Origin of the sequence: Bradyrhizobium manausense (assembly GCF_001440035.1) — a bacterium.
Classification (GTDB): domain Bacteria; phylum Pseudomonadota; class Alphaproteobacteria; order Rhizobiales; family Xanthobacteraceae; genus Bradyrhizobium; species Bradyrhizobium manausense.
In genome coordinates this window covers 74445-87917 of record NZ_LJYG01000102.1, presented here as the reverse complement: position 1 = coordinate 87917, position 13473 = coordinate 74445, and the positions used below count along the sequence as shown (strand labels likewise).

At 63.1% G+C, this 13473-nt stretch carries 11 protein-coding genes; 8 read left to right on the top strand and 3 right to left on the bottom strand.

Translation table 11 applies throughout. The features are described 5' to 3' along the window. The first annotated feature begins 84 nt into the window (after positions 1-84). The 5 genes from AOQ71_RS26400 (at position 85) to AOQ71_RS26380 (ending at position 4601) form a co-directional block, all read left to right on the top strand. Complete coding sequence (locus tag AOQ71_RS26400) at positions 85-1710, top strand: GMC family oxidoreductase (RefSeq protein WP_057753006.1); 1626 nt, start codon at positions 85-87, stop codon at positions 1708-1710. 143 nt (positions 1711-1853) lie between these two features. Next, entirely contained in the window at positions 1854-2798 is a 945-nt protein-coding gene (locus AOQ71_RS26395; protein WP_057753005.1) for a metallophosphoesterase family protein, read from the top strand. 24 nt (positions 2799-2822) lie between these two features. Continuing rightward, positions 2823-3152 (top strand): cupredoxin domain-containing protein, encoded by a 330-nt coding sequence (locus AOQ71_RS26390; protein WP_057753004.1) that lies wholly within the window; start codon positions 2823-2825, stop codon positions 3150-3152. A gap of 139 nt (positions 3153-3291) precedes the next feature. Then, the gene (locus AOQ71_RS26385; RefSeq protein ID WP_057753003.1) at positions 3292-3840 is read left to right on the top strand and encodes a sigma-70 family RNA polymerase sigma factor; all 549 of its coding nucleotides are present in this window, start codon (positions 3292-3294) and stop codon (positions 3838-3840) included. Continuing rightward, positions 3837-4601, top strand: coding sequence for an anti-sigma factor family protein (locus AOQ71_RS26380; protein WP_057753002.1), 765 nt, complete (start codon positions 3837-3839; stop codon positions 4599-4601). The genes AOQ71_RS26385 and AOQ71_RS26380 overlap by 4 nt, the downstream gene beginning before the upstream one ends. 99 nt (positions 4602-4700) lie before the next feature. On the opposite strand, the gene hpnO is transcribed toward AOQ71_RS26380, so the two are convergent. Beyond that, positions 4701-6092 carry an aminobacteriohopanetriol synthase HpnO gene (hpnO, locus tag AOQ71_RS26375; protein ID WP_057753001.1) on the bottom strand — a complete coding sequence of 464 codons (1392 nt, stop codon included), beginning with the start codon at positions 6090-6092 and terminating at the stop codon, positions 4701-4703. 142 nt (positions 6093-6234) lie between these two features. Between hpnO and AOQ71_RS26370 the strand changes: the two genes are divergently transcribed. Then, positions 6235-6867: a DUF2147 domain-containing protein gene (locus AOQ71_RS26370; RefSeq protein WP_057753000.1), complete on the top strand. Its 633-nt coding sequence runs from the start codon at positions 6235-6237 to the stop codon at positions 6865-6867. Here the strand turns inward: AOQ71_RS26370 and hpnN are convergent. After that, positions 6835-9423 (bottom strand): hopanoid transporter HpnN, encoded by a 2589-nt coding sequence (gene hpnN, locus AOQ71_RS26365; protein WP_057752999.1) that lies wholly within the window; start codon positions 9421-9423, stop codon positions 6835-6837. The two genes, AOQ71_RS26370 and hpnN, sit on opposite strands and share 33 nt — an antisense overlap. 462 nt (positions 9424-9885) lie before the next feature. Between hpnN and ispH the strand changes: the two genes are divergently transcribed. Together ispH and hpnH are read left to right on the top strand one after the other, a co-directional pair. After that, a complete protein-coding gene (gene ispH, locus AOQ71_RS26360) occupies positions 9886-10812 on the top strand; it encodes a 4-hydroxy-3-methylbut-2-enyl diphosphate reductase (RefSeq protein ID WP_057752998.1) in 927 nt (308 codons plus the stop codon). 35 nt (positions 10813-10847) lie between these two features. Then, positions 10848-12008, top strand: a complete 1161-nt coding sequence (gene hpnH, locus AOQ71_RS26355; RefSeq protein ID WP_057752997.1) for an adenosyl-hopene transferase HpnH — start codon at positions 10848-10850, stop codon at positions 12006-12008. Positions 12009-12233: 225 nt separating this feature from the next. Here hpnH and AOQ71_RS26350 read toward each other — a convergent pair whose 3' ends face one another. After that, a complete protein-coding gene (locus AOQ71_RS26350) occupies positions 12234-13451 on the bottom strand; it encodes an MFS transporter (protein WP_057752996.1) in 1218 nt (405 codons plus the stop codon). Positions 13452-13473: the final 22 nt, after the last annotated feature.

Genomic DNA, 13473 nt, shown 5'->3' with positions numbered 1-13473 from the left:
CCAGCCACGTCTGCCTATTAGGACTGAAAGCGCGTGGATGCCCCGGACAAGCCCGGGCATGACGCCGTTCGGGTGGGAAGCGGAATGCCAAGGCAGCTCGAAGGTGAGTTTGACTACATTGTCGTCGGCGCCGGCACGGCCGGCTGCATCCTTGCCAACCGGCTGTCGGCCGTATCAGCAAACCGAGTCCTCATTCTCGAGGCCGGGGGTGACGACAACTGGATCTGGTTCCACATTCCGGTCGGCTATCTCTTTGCCATCGGCAATCCGCGCTCGGACTGGATGTTCAAGACCGAGGCCGAGCCCGGCCTGAATGGCCGCTCGCTCGCCTATCCCCGCGGCAAGGTGATCGGCGGCTGCTCGGCGATCAACGCCATGATCTCGATGCGCGGCCAGGCTGCCGATTACGATCACTGGCGCCAGCTCGGCTTGACCGGCTGGGGCTACGATGACGTGCTGCCGCTGTTCAAGCGGCTGGAAGACCACTTCCTCGGCGCCAGCGAGCATCACGGCGCCGGCGGCGGCTGGCGCATCGAGGCGCCGCGGCTGTCCTGGGATGTTCTCGACGCCGTCGGCGATGCAGCCGAGGAGATGGGCATCAAGCGCATTCCTGACTTCAACACCGGTGACAACGAGGGCACCAGCTATTTCCACGTCAACCAGAAGCGCGGCCGACGTTGGTCGTCGGCGCGCGGCTTCCTCAAGCCGGCCTTGAGGCGTCGCAATCTTCGGCTCGAAAAGCATGTGCTGGTCGACCGCCTGATCATCGAACAGGGCCGCGCCGTCGGCGTGCGCTTCTTCCAGAACGGCGAGATCGTCGAGGCACGTGCAAAACGCGAGGTGATCCTCTCCGCGGGCTCGATCGGCTCGGTGCAGGTGCTGCATCGCTCCGGCATCGGGCCGGCCGACTGGCTGTCTCCGCTCGGCATCGACATCGTGATGGACAAGCCCGGCGTGGGGCGCAATCTGCAGGACCACCTCCAGCAGCGCGCGATCTACAAGGTCGAGGGCGTGCGAACCCTGAACGAGACCTACTACAACCTGTTCCGCCGCGGCCTGATGGGTCTCGACTATGCCTTCCGCCGCCGTGGTCCGCTGACCATGGCGCCGTCGCAGCTCGGCATCTTCACGCGGTCTGACGCAACGCGCGCGCGCGCCAACATCCAGTTCCACGTGCAACCGCTGTCACTCGACAAGTTCGGCGATCCCTTGCACCGCTTCCCGGCGATAACGGTCAGCGCCTGCAATCTCCAGCCGACCTCGCGCGGCACCGTGCGGCTGCGCTCGGCGAGCCCGGACGACAAGCCGATCATCGCGCCGAACTATCTGTCGACCGACGACGACCGCCAGGTCGCCGCCGACGCGATCCGCACCACGCGCCGCTTGATGCAGCAAAAGGCGCTCGCGAAGTATCGCCCCACTGAATATTTGCCCGGACCGACGGTCGGCGATGACGACGCCTCGCTGGCAAAAGCCGCCGGTGACATCGGCACCACCATCTTCCATCCCGTTGGCACGGCCAAGATGGGATCGGCGAACGATCCCATGGCCGTGGTCGACGAACGCCTGCGCTTCTATGGCCTCGGCGGCCTACGCGTCGTCGATGCCTCGATCATGCCGACGATCACCTCGGGCAACACCAACACGCCGACGGCGATGATCGCCGAGAAGGGAGCTGCGATGATTTTGGAGGATGCGAAGTCAACGTAGCCCGGATGGTCCCGGATTACGCTTCGCTCCATCCGGGCTACATTCCCGGCACATCACGAAAACGTCATCGCTTCCTGGAATAAATCTCCCCCTCCCCCGATCACCTCCCCGAAGCCCAATCCCGGGCCAAAGGAGACGTTGCGATGAGCGGACACGATCACGGGGACGACGGCGTCAGCCGGCGCAAGGTGCTCGAATGCATGACATGGGCCGGCACCGGGGTGCTCTGGACCATCACCGGCGGCGTGCCGCGCTCGCTTGGCATCATCGATTCCGCTGAGGCCGCAACTGCCGCCGCGCCCGGCATGACCTTCCTCCAGATCAGCGACAGCCATGTCGGCTTCGACAAGCCGGCGAATCCCAATGCGCTCGGCACGCTTGAGGAAGCCGTGGGCAAGATCAATGCGATGCCAGCCAAGCCGTCGTTCATGATCCACACCGGCGACATCACCCATCTGTCCAAGGCCTCCGAGTTCGACAACGCCGACCGCATCATCTCGCAGTCCAAGCTGGATGTGCACTACGTGCCCGGCGAGCATGACTTCCTCGACGAGGAGGTGAAGTTCTATCGCGATCGTTACGGCCGCGGCACCAAGGGACAGGGATGGTACTCCTTCGACGCCGGCGGCGTGCACTTCATCGGGCTCGTCAACGTCGTCGATCTCAAGGCCGGCGGTCTCGGCAATCTCGGCACCGAGCAGCTCGCCTGGCTCGAGGACGATCTCCGCGGCAAGTCGAAGTCGACGCCGATCGTGCTGTTCGCCCATATCCCGCTCTGGACCGTCTACCCGGAATGGGGCTGGGGCACCGAGGACGGCGGCCGCGCGCTCGAATACGTCAAGGGTTTTGGCTCGGTCACCGTGCTCAACGGCCATATCCATCAGGTGATGCAGAAGGTCGAGGGCAACGTCACCTTCCACACCGCGCGCTCCACCGCCTTCCCGCAGCCGGCGCCCGGCACCGCCCCCTCGCCCGGACCGATGAAGGTCGAGGACGCCAAGCTCCGATCGATGCTCGGGGTCGCCAGCGTCAACTTCAAGCAGAACGAGCAGCGGCTCGCCATCATCGACACGCCGCTCCAAGGTTGATCCAAGGTTGAAGAGAAGCTGACCATGAAGACACTCAATCGCCGCGACTTTTCCGTCGCTGTGGCCGCGGCCATCCTGCTCCCCGTCGCGACAGCCCGTGCCGACGAGAACGCCATGGAGGTGCATATCGACAATTTCGTCTTCCAGCCGGCAGAGCTCAAGATCAAGCTCGGCACGACCGTGACCTGGACCAACCGGGACGACATCCCGCACACAGTGGTGTCGGCCGGCAAGTTCCGGTCGAAAACCCTGGATACCGACGACAAGTTCACGTTCACCTTCACCGATGCGGGCGACTACAAGTATTTTTGTTCGTTGCACCCGCACATGACCGGGATGATCAAGGTTGAGTAACGTCTCCAACCAAGGCATCTCTGTCTTGCCCGGCCGGTGGTCGCACACCGGCCGGGCTCGCGCGCCTTCGGTCAGGCCCCAGAACGACGCGAAACACGAAACGACGTACCAAACGCAGCAAGAGGCAAAGCGAGAGGCGATGCCCGTCAGCGACGATTTGCAGAAGGCGCAGCGCTTCCGCGAGGCGGCACTGCCCTATCTCGACGACGTCTACACGCTCGCACGCTATCTCCTGCGCGACGCCTCCGACGCGGAGGACGCGGTGCAGGAATGCTATCTGCGCGCGCTGAAGCACTTTGACAGCTATCGCGGGCCGGCGATGAAGCCGTGGCTGTTCGCGATCCTGCGCAATGTCTGCAATGCCGAATATGCAAGACGGGCGCATTCGCACGCCGCGATCGAGGATACGCCGGGAGCGGCCGACCAGACGCCGATGTGGCAGGAGAGCGAGGCGAGTCCGGAGACCGAGGTGCTACGCACTCGCGACGCCGGCGCCATCCGCAAGATGATCGACGCGCTCGCCGAGCCGTTCAAGGAAACCTTCGTGCTGCGGGAGATCAACAACCTGTCCTATCGTGAAATTGCCGAAGCAGTCGGCGCGCCCGTCGGCACCGTGATGTCCCGTCTCGCCCGCGCCCGCGCCATGCTGCGCGCGGCCTGGACGGCGGAAGAGGAGCATTTGAGATGACCTGCGACGAAGCAAAAATCCTGCTTCACGCGCTGCTCGACAACGAGCTTGATGCCGGCCACGCGCGCGAGGTCGAAGCCCATATCGCCGCCTGCCCGGCCTGCGCGGCCGAGTTCGCGGCCCAGCGAGAGATGAAGCGCGTACTGGCCGACACCAACCTGCGCTACAGCGCGCCTGCTAGCCTCCGGACTCGTATCGAGGCGTCGATCCCGCAAGCGCGGCCGCAGCCCAGCCGACGCTCGGTGCTGCGCGGCTTTGCGATGGGTTCGGCGGTCTCCGCACTCGCCGCCTCAGGCGTGGTCGCTGTCGTGCTGCGCCAGGACGACCAGCAGCGCATCCTCTCGGAGGTCGTCTCCGCGCATCTGCGTTCGCTCCAGGCGGGCCATCTCATCGACGTGGTCTCGACCGACCAGCACACCGTCAAGCCGTGGTTCAACGGCAAGCTCGACGTCGCCCCGCCGGTGATCGACCTCACCGCGCAAGGCTTTACGCTGGTCGGCGGCCGGCTCGATTATATCGATGCGCGCGCCATCGGCGCGGTCGTCTACAAGCGCCGGCAGCACATCATCAACCTGTTCGTATCGCAGACCGCGAGCACCGAGCATCGGCCACCGAAGACGCAGACCATGCAGGGCTTCAACTGCCGCCGCTGGGGCGAGCGCGGCCTGAACTTCTGGGCCGTCAGCGACATCGGCGGCGACGAACTCAGCGAGTTCGTCGACAAGTTCGAGGCGGCGATGAAGGCGAACGTGGAGGGGTGAGCCGGGCTCGTAGCCCGGATGGAGCGCAGCACAATCCGGGATCTTGCCTGTTTTTGGAATCCCGGATTTCGCTACGCTCCATCCGGGCTACGGCATCATCTACGCCGACCGCCGCACCGCGTTGTCCACGAGCGTCTTGCCGAGCGACCAGATCGCGCCGGGGACCTTGTGGCTGCCGGCGATGACGTCGTCGAAGGCGCGTTCGATCCAGTTGCAGTCTTCTTCGGTGATGGTGAGCGGCGGCAAGAGCTTGATGGTGTGGCTGCCGTGACCGGCGACCTGGGTCAGGATCTTGTGGTCCTTGAACAGCGGCACCGTGATCAGCTGACAGAACAGGCCCTTGTTGGCGGCCTCCAGCACGTTCCAGGAGGCGCGCAGGCGCAGCGATTTCGGCGGACCGAACTCGATGCCGATCATCAGGCCCTTGCCGCGCACTTCCTTCATCAGCTCGTAGCCGGGCACCATGCGGGTAAGCGCGAGACGAAGCTCCGCGCCGCGCTTGGCAGCAGCCTCGATCAGCTTCTCGGATTCCATCACATCGAGAGTGGCAATACCTGCGGCCATCGCCAGGTCGTTCTTGGAGAACGTGGAACCGTGCACCACGGCACGGTCCATCTGATTAAAAATCTTGTCGAAGATGCTCTTGCGCGTCAGCACGGCGCCGACGGGAACGTGGCCGCCCGACAGTGACTTCGACAACAGCACCATGTCGGGCTCGACATTCCAGTGCTCGACCGCGAGGAATCGGCCGGTGCGGCCCATGCCGGTCTGGATCTCGTCGGCGACGAACAGCGTGCCGTACTTCTTGCAGAGCGCGGCCGCGCCCGGCAGGAACTCGTCGGAGGGCATGTTGACGCCCTTGCCCTGGATCGGCTCGACGACGAAGGCAGCGACCTCGCGCGAGGCCAGGGCCTTCTCGAGCGCGGCGAGATCGTTGAACGGAACCGAGGTGCAACCCGGCAGTAGCGGCTCGAAGCCGGTGCGGAAGTTCGAATCGCCGGTCAGCGACAGCGCGCCATAGGTCAGGCCGTGATAGCCGTGGGCGCAATAGACGATGCCGGGGCGCCCGGTCGCACCGCGCGCGAACTTGATCGCGGCCTCGACGCATTCTGCGCCGGAATTGGCGAAGAAGGCCTTGTCGAGATAGGGAACGTATTTGAGGAGCCGCTCGGCGAGCACGCCGGCCAGGGTCGAGACGTCGAATTGAACGAGATTGGGCAGATCGGCGTCAAGCACGCTCTTGAGCGCCTCGCGCATGACAGGATGATTGCGCCCGATCGCAAACACGCCAAAGCCGGACAAGAGGTCGAGATAGCGTGCCCCCTCGCGATCGTAGAGGTACTGCCCCTGCCCCTTCTGGAAGCCGACGTCGTAGCCGATGGTCTTGAGAACCCGGACGAACTGCTCGTTCAGGTACCGATTATGCAGGGTGCTGCGCTGGGCCTGACGGTCCGCGAACAACTGGGACATGTCTGGATTTGGACTGTTCATCCGCTACATACTTCGGTTGAGGGCCGCTTCGTCAACTGAAAACGGTCAGCAAACGGAAAAGGGTCTGTGCGGCCTTTTGCCCTTTTTCGGACCATCTTCGCAAGCACAGCTTTAGACCATGTTGCACTGCCGAGGAACACATATGCGTTTGGCCATTTACACCGGAATTATACTGGCAGGTGGTTACGCCGGCCTGACACCTGCGCTTGCCGCCGATCCGACCGGCGACTGGCGGGTCGCCGACGGCGTCGCCAATATTCGTGTCGCGCAATGCAATGACAGCATGTGGGGCGCGGTTTCCTGGGAAAAACAGCCTGGCGGCCGCGACGAGAACAACCCGGATGTCTCAAAAAAGAACAGGCCGACACTGGGCATGGCGACCCTGATCAACATGAAGAAGACGCCCGGCGCCGAGCAATGGGAAGGTCAGGTCTACAACGCGAAGGATGGTCAGATGTATAGTGCGACCATCACGCCAAATGGCACCGACCAGCTCGAGATCAAGGGTTGCGTGCTGGGCTTCCTGTGCGGCGGCGAGACCTGGACCCGCGTTGGTCCGCCGATCCCCCCGAGCACCGCCAACGCCATGGCCAAGGGCCCGCCAAAAACCACCGGTGCGGCGCCCAAGTCTGCGCCAGCGCCGGCTGCCGCGGCACCTGCGCCGACGGCGGCCGCTCCGAAGAGTGCGGCCGCAGCGAAGCCGGGTCAGAAAGGCGCCACGGACCCGGTCGGCGACATCTGCCTACTCCCTGAGATTGCGGGGTTTGCCCATTAGGGCCGGCTGGAACAGCAGCACTGCGGCAAGCGTCGTCACCAGAGAAAGTGCGAGCAGCTTGCCCATGCTGGACGTGCCGGGATGGCTCGACAGCCACAGACTGCCGAACGCCGTCGCCGTCGTCAGCGCGCTGAAAAAGATCGCGCGCGTCAGGCTGGTCTGAAGCAGGTTTGTCCTGCCGGACCGCCACGCGACGACATAGTAGATCTTGAACGCGACACCGACGCCGAGCAGCAGCGGAAACGCGACGATATTGGCAAAGTTCAGCGGCAGGCCGATCAACACGCAGATCTCGAGCGTCACTGCACCTGCAACCAACAGCGGCACCAGCGTCATCAGCACATCCACAATGCGACGGAGCGTGATCCACAGCAACAGGCCGATCACCAGCAGCGCATAGATGCCGGCATGGATGAACGCATTCACCACGGTGTCGCCGGATTTCAGGATCGAGACGGGTCCACCAATGGCGGTCGGCTCGGCAGCGAGCACAGCTGCCGCAAACTTGCGCAGCGTATCGTTGTCGTTCGGATCGCCCTTGGGCTGGGCCTCGACGCGAATGATGCCGTCCTTGCTCTTCCAGGCGCTGACGAGATCCGGTGGCAATGAGTTCAGGGTCACCGGCCCGGCCTGCATCGCGTTTCTGAGCTGGTCGAACACAATCTTCATCGGCGTAACGAACACATCCTGTGCCTTGTTGCGGGTCGCTTCATCCGAGTTGGCGAGCTTCTCCAGGGCGTCTGCGAGCCTACGCGAGGCAACTGCACCGGGCCCCTTGGCGTCGCCCGCGGTCCGGCGGAGATTCTCGACCGAGGATTTCAGCGACTCGACGTTCTCCTGGTCCGACGGCGCTGCGTCGACCTGGTCCGGATTGAGCGCGGGATTCAGCACCTTGGCGCCTTGCGCGATCAGCTTCAGCTTGGGCTCCTGGTCCTCAGGCACGAAACTGTTGAGCGACATCACCCGCAATACTTCCGGGACCTTTTCGAGCCTCGCCTCGACTTGCTGGGCCTGCTCTTCCGACGTGACCATCACGTTGATGGCGTTGGCGCCGGTGTTTGGATCCTTGCGCAGGTCGAGGAATGTCGCGATCGATTCCGCGTGCGGATTGCGCAGGTTCATCGGGTTGAAGTCGAACTTCATGAAATAGAGCAGCGGCAGGCCGGCGACCGCGAGCAGCAGCGTGCCACCGACGACCAACACGCGGTGCTTCTCCAGGAAATGATCGAGCGGCGCCAGGAAGGCGTAGCCCACCGGCTCCTTCTCGCCGGGCGGGTTGAGCAGTTTGAGCAGCGCCGGCAGGACGGTGATCGAGGAGATGAACGCCACCAGCATGCCGACGCCGGCGATCTGGCCGAGCTCGGCGATGCCCTTGTAATCGGTCGGGATGAAGCAGAGGAAGCCGGCTGCGGTCGCCATCGCAGCCAGCGACAAAGGGATCGCGGAGCGTCTGGCGGCAAGCACCAGCGCCTTGCGGAGATCATCGACCTTGTAACGCTCCGAGCGGTAGCGGACGCTGTACTGGATGCCGAAATCGACGCCGAGGCCGACGAACAGCACGGCAAACGCGATCGACAGCAGATTGAGCGAGCCGACCATCATCAGGCCGGCGGCGGTGGTGATCGCGAGGCCGACGAAGAGATTGACGAACACGGCGAAAATGATCTTGGCCGAATGCAGCGCCAGCCACAGGATGAACAGCACGACGAGCACCGTGCCAACGCCGTTGACGACAGCACCCTCCTGGACGGTGGCGTATTCCTCGTTGGCGATCGGCACTGGACCCGTCAGCCGCACGCGCGCTTGGTATTTGGTTGGGAAATTGAGGTTCGCCGCCGCCTCGCGGATCGCATCGGTGGCATCCTTGCCGGGCTCCAGCGCGTTGTAGTCGAGGATCGGCTTGAACTCGATGAAGGCCCGCTTGTCGGAATCCTTAAGCGGCTCGTCGCTGACGAGCTCGCGCCAGGAGAAGACCGCATTGCCTTTGTTGAGCACGGTCTCGACCGTCTGTGCGATCTGGTTGAACGGCCGCTCGGTGCTGTCGAGCTTGACCTCGCCGCGCTTGACGCCGGCAAGCCCGGTCTCCAGCGCGCCGGTCAGGCCCCGGATCGAGGGATCGCCGGCCATGATCTCGATCAGGGGCGCTGCGGATTCGAACTGGCTGGTGATCTTGGCGACCTCCTCGGTCGGCAGGAACAACAGGCCGTTCTTCTCGAAGAACTCGCCGGTGCCAAGCTGCTGCATCGACTGGAAGTGGGTCTTGTCGTCCTTGAGCTTGGCAAACAGCGCCTTAGCCGCCGCGGTTACCATCTCCGGCGTCCTGGCCTCAACAACCGCGAGGATCGTGGCGTCGCGATCGAAGGCTCGGTCAAACTGCTGATCGCGCTGGCGCCAGTCCAGATTCTGGGCAATCAGCGAGTTGATGTCGGTGTTGATGGCAAAGTGCTTGGACGTGTAATAGCCCGCCCCCACCGCCAGCAGGAGCCCGAGAACGACGACGAGGGAGGCAAACCGGGTGCAGGCCCTGACGATGGCAACGACTACGCTTTGCAGCACGTATTTTCTTTCTGGTGTTAACAGCTTGCCGGAAACGCCCGCTGTTTATCGGAGTTCCGGAGCGAAACCTATTGCTGTTTTGAGTGGTTCTCAGCGGAACAAGGTTCGATGTGAACGCCGGGAGACCGTGGCAAAATCATGAGGACGGGTCGGTATAGCCGGAGACTTGAGGCGGCAAAGTGACGGAGGGGTGGGCACAAACGTCGCCGTCCGGCTCTTGTAAGTTGACTACTATGATACCTTGACCGGCAACTGCCGGGAACCAGCAGCTCATTGCCACCTTTCCTTATTGCCGATTTTTTGACACAAAGTGCTGTGCCTGCATGCGACCAGGCCCCCGATGGGGGTGGGGAGTTACCGCGGTTGTGAAACCGATGGTGCGGATATTGCAGCATGGGTCCATATCGGGGTGCCGCCAGGTACAATGAAGCGGATTGGTGCAACTTGCGTGATGGGCGTCCAATGGAAGTTTATCTAGCGCAGCCGCGCGGCTTTTGCGCCGGTGTGGTGCGCGCGATCGAGATCGTAGAGCGGGCGCTGGAGAAATACGGGCCGCCGGTCTACGTGCGCCACGAGATCGTGCATAACAAATACGTGGTCCAGAGCCTGAAGGCCAAGGGCGCCATCTTCGTCGAGGAACTGTCTGAAGTTCCGCCGAAGGCCGTGACCGTTTTCAGTGCCCATGGCGTCGCCCGCAGCGTCGAGGAGGAGGCTGCCGCCCGCGACCTGCCGGTGCTGAATGCCACCTGCCCCCTGGTCACGAAAGTTCACAATCAGGGGAAGCGCTACATCACCAAGGGCCGTACCCTGATCCTGATCGGCCATGCCGGCCATCCCGAGGTCGAGGGCACGATGGGCCAGGTCCCCGGGCCGGTTCTGCTGGTCCAGAGCGTCGAGGAAGCCAAGGCCCTCGCGCTGCCTGCCGATACGCCAGTGGCCTACATCACCCAGACCACCCTGTCGGTCGACGACACCAAGGGCATCATCGAGGCCCTTCAGGCCAAATTTACAGATATTCAAGGCCCTGACATCCGGGATATCTGCTATGCGACACAGAACCGCCAATCTGCGGTAAGGGACTTGAGCAAGCTGGTCGACGTGATCTTGGTGGTGGGCGCTGCCAATAGCTCGAATTCGAACCGGCTTCGCGAGATCGGCACGGAGGCCGGCGTCGCGAGTTATCTGATCGCCGATGGAAGCGAGCTCAACCCGGAGTGGTTGAAAGGTGCGAGGTCCGTCGGCCTCACGGCCGGCGCCTCGGCGCCCGAGGTGCTGGTGGATGACGTGATCGAAGCGCTGCGGCGGATCGGACCGGTGACGGTCTCGGTACTTCCCGGCCGCGAGGAAAACATCGAATTCAGGCTTCCGGCCGAGCTGGCTGCAAGCTGACCTACCCGAATTTCAAGCCCAGAAAGAAACGTGTAATGGCAATCCCCTTCTTCAAGGAAATGCGTATCGGCGGCTATTTGCTCAAGCAGAAACTGCTTGGCCGCAAACGCTATCCGCTCGTGCTGATGCTCGAGCCGCTGTTCCGCTGCAACCTCGCCTGCGTCGGCTGCGGCAAGATCGACTATCCGGATGCGATCCTGAACCGCCGCATGACCGCCCAGGAGTGCTGGGACGCCGCCGACGAGTGCGGCGCGCCGATGGTCGCCATTCCCGGCGGCGAGCCGCTGATCCACAAGGAGATCGGCGAGATCGTGCGCGGCCTCGTCGCGCGCAAGAAGTTCGTCTCGCTCTGCACCAACGCGCTGCTGCTGGAGAAGAAGCTCGACCTGTTCGAGCCCTCGCCCTACCTGTTCTTCTCGGTGCATCTCGACGGCCTGCGTGAGCACCATGACAAGGCAGTGTCGCAAGTTGGCGTGTTCGACCGCGCCATCTCCGCGATCAAGGCGGCCAAGGCGCGCGGCTTCACCGTCAACGTCAACGCCACCATCTTCGACGGCCATCCGGCCGAGGAGATCGCAAAATTCCTCGACCTCACCGTCGAGCTCGGCGTCGGCGTCTCGATGTCGCCCGGCTATGCCTATGAGCGCGCGCCGGACCAGGAGCACTTCCTCAACCGCACCAAGACCAAGAAGCTGTTCCGCGACGTCTTCGCGATGGGCAAGGGCAAGAAGTGGAACTTCATGCATTCCGGCCTGTTCCTCGACTTCCTCGCCGGCAACCAGGAATATGAGTGCACGCCGTGGGGCATGCCCGCGCGCAACATCTTCGGCTGGCAGAAGCCCTGCTATCTGCTCGGTGAAGGCTACGCCAAGACCTTCAAGGAGCTGATGGAGACCACCGACTGGGACAGCTACGGCACCGGTCGTTACGAGAAGTGCGCCGACTGTATGGCCCATTGCGGCTACGAGCCGACGGCGGCAACCGCAGCTCTCAACAACCCGCTGAAGGCGATGTGGGTGTCGCTGCGCGGCATCAAGACCACCGGCTCGATGGCGCCGGAGATCGACCTGTCGAAGCAGCGCCCGGCGCAGTACATCTTCTCCGAGCAGGTCCAGAAGAAGCTGTCCGAGATCCGCAAGGACGAGGCTGAAGCCGCAGCCGCGAAGGCGGCGCGGAAGGCTTCGACGGCGGCGTAAGCGCAACAGCCGATACGAACGAACAAGGCCCGGTCGCCATCGCGATCGGGCCTTTTGTTTTGCTCACTCTCCCACAAAAATGGAAAACAACCCCATGCACAGTAGGGGAGGGCGATCCGACCCAAATTTCGCATTTGGCGAAATTAGCTTGACCCGTCGGGCAAAACACCGGCATGATGGCATGCTGCCCTGTCCCCATCCAGAGCAGCAGCCCGTCCCGGCCCCCTACCCCCGCTTATGCACCGATTGCTTTTTCATGCCTGCTTGATGCAGTTTGATCAGGTCGGGATAGAGCGAACACAACGTCACGGCCACAATCGCAATGCTGGCGGCCGCGCCGCCCTGCTTGTCGATCAGATATCCGAACAGAGGGGCTACGAGCGAGAACGATCCGTCTCCCGCCATGGACGCAACCGACATGGCCGTCGCGCGGCTATCCGAGTCGGCATACCGATTGATCAGGATACGCATGATCGGATCGGAGATACCCTGCGCGATCGCGTGAAGCGCAAGCCCTATGGAAACGATGACGATGCCGGCCTTGCCTTCGGAGGCAAAGGACAGGCTCATGATGGCGAAGGCTGCCACGATCAGCGCCGTCTGCGTGTGCAGCAAGCCGAAGACGCGGCAGATCCGCTCGACGAAAAACGAGGCGACCAGCGATATGAACAGCAGCGCGGAGAAGCACGTGCCGATCCATTCCAGCGGCAGATGATGCAGATCCGAGAAGGGCTGAAACGCCCAGAAGCCGGCTTTGACCCCGATCGTGATGATCGCAAATTGCAGAAGAACGCGGCGGTACCCGGCGTTTCGCCGGAGCAGCGAGGCTGCCGATGCGACGACGGCTCCGAGCGACGTCTTTCGACGGCCTCCCTCTTTCAGGAAGATGGCCGCAACCGGCGCGGACATGAAGATCGCGATGGATGTGAGAATGAAGGTGCTGCCCATCGTGTACCAGGTCGCAAAGACCGATCCGAAGGCCGAGGCAACGCCCCGCGCGATATTGCGCATGCCCCATCCGATCGATTCGACGCACTCATATTCTCCCGTCTTCGCGAGCGCCTTGTACTCGTCATACACCAGAGCGGAGTCCGTGCCTGATGCCATCGACATCGACAGGCCAAGTCCGGCCTCGAACAGCATCATCTGCCAATATTGGTCGCACAGCCCGAGGCCGAGATAGCAGGACGCAGCCACCAGCGAGCCGAGCACGAGCGTGAGCTTACGGCCGACACTATCCGCAAACACGCCGCACGGGACTTCGCAACCCGCCTTGGCGATGTAGTAGAAGCTTTCCAACGAGAGAGCCGTTGCGAGTGAGAAGCCCAGGCTTTGGAAATACAAGACGCTGAACGCCACGTGAAAGTAGCTGTTGCGCGAGAACCGGAAGGCGATGAAGGCTAACCCGAACGGCTGTATCCTCATCGAGCGGCGATGCCCCATCACGCTGGTCTTCAAATCGTCC

Excerpts from the sequence above, each read along its gene's own strand:
- hpnH (WP_057752997.1), top strand. The coding sequence starts at position 10,848 with ATGGCAATCCCCTTCTTCAAGGAAATGCGTATCGGCGGCTATTTGCTC.
- AOQ71_RS26395 (WP_057753005.1), top strand. The coding sequence starts at position 1,854 with ATGAGCGGACACGATCACGGGGACGACGGCGTCAGCCGGCGCAAGGTG.
- AOQ71_RS26370 (WP_057753000.1), top strand. The coding sequence starts at position 6,235 with ATGCGTTTGGCCATTTACACCGGAATTATACTGGCAGGTGGTTACGCC.
- AOQ71_RS26400 (WP_057753006.1), top strand. The coding sequence starts at position 85 with ATGCCAAGGCAGCTCGAAGGTGAGTTTGACTACATTGTCGTCGGCGCC.
- AOQ71_RS26380 (WP_057753002.1), top strand. The coding sequence starts at position 3,837 with ATGACCTGCGACGAAGCAAAAATCCTGCTTCACGCGCTGCTCGACAAC.
- AOQ71_RS26390 (WP_057753004.1), top strand. The coding sequence starts at position 2,823 with ATGAAGACACTCAATCGCCGCGACTTTTCCGTCGCTGTGGCCGCGGCC.
- hpnO (WP_057753001.1), bottom strand. The coding sequence starts at position 6,092 with ATGAACAGTCCAAATCCAGACATGTCCCAGTTGTTCGCGGACCGTCAG.
- AOQ71_RS26350 (WP_057752996.1), bottom strand. The coding sequence starts at position 13,451 with ATGGGGCATCGCCGCTCGATGAGGATACAGCCGTTCGGGTTAGCCTTC.
- AOQ71_RS26385 (WP_057753003.1), top strand. The coding sequence starts at position 3,292 with ATGCCCGTCAGCGACGATTTGCAGAAGGCGCAGCGCTTCCGCGAGGCG.
- ispH (WP_057752998.1), top strand. The coding sequence starts at position 9,886 with ATGGAAGTTTATCTAGCGCAGCCGCGCGGCTTTTGCGCCGGTGTGGTG.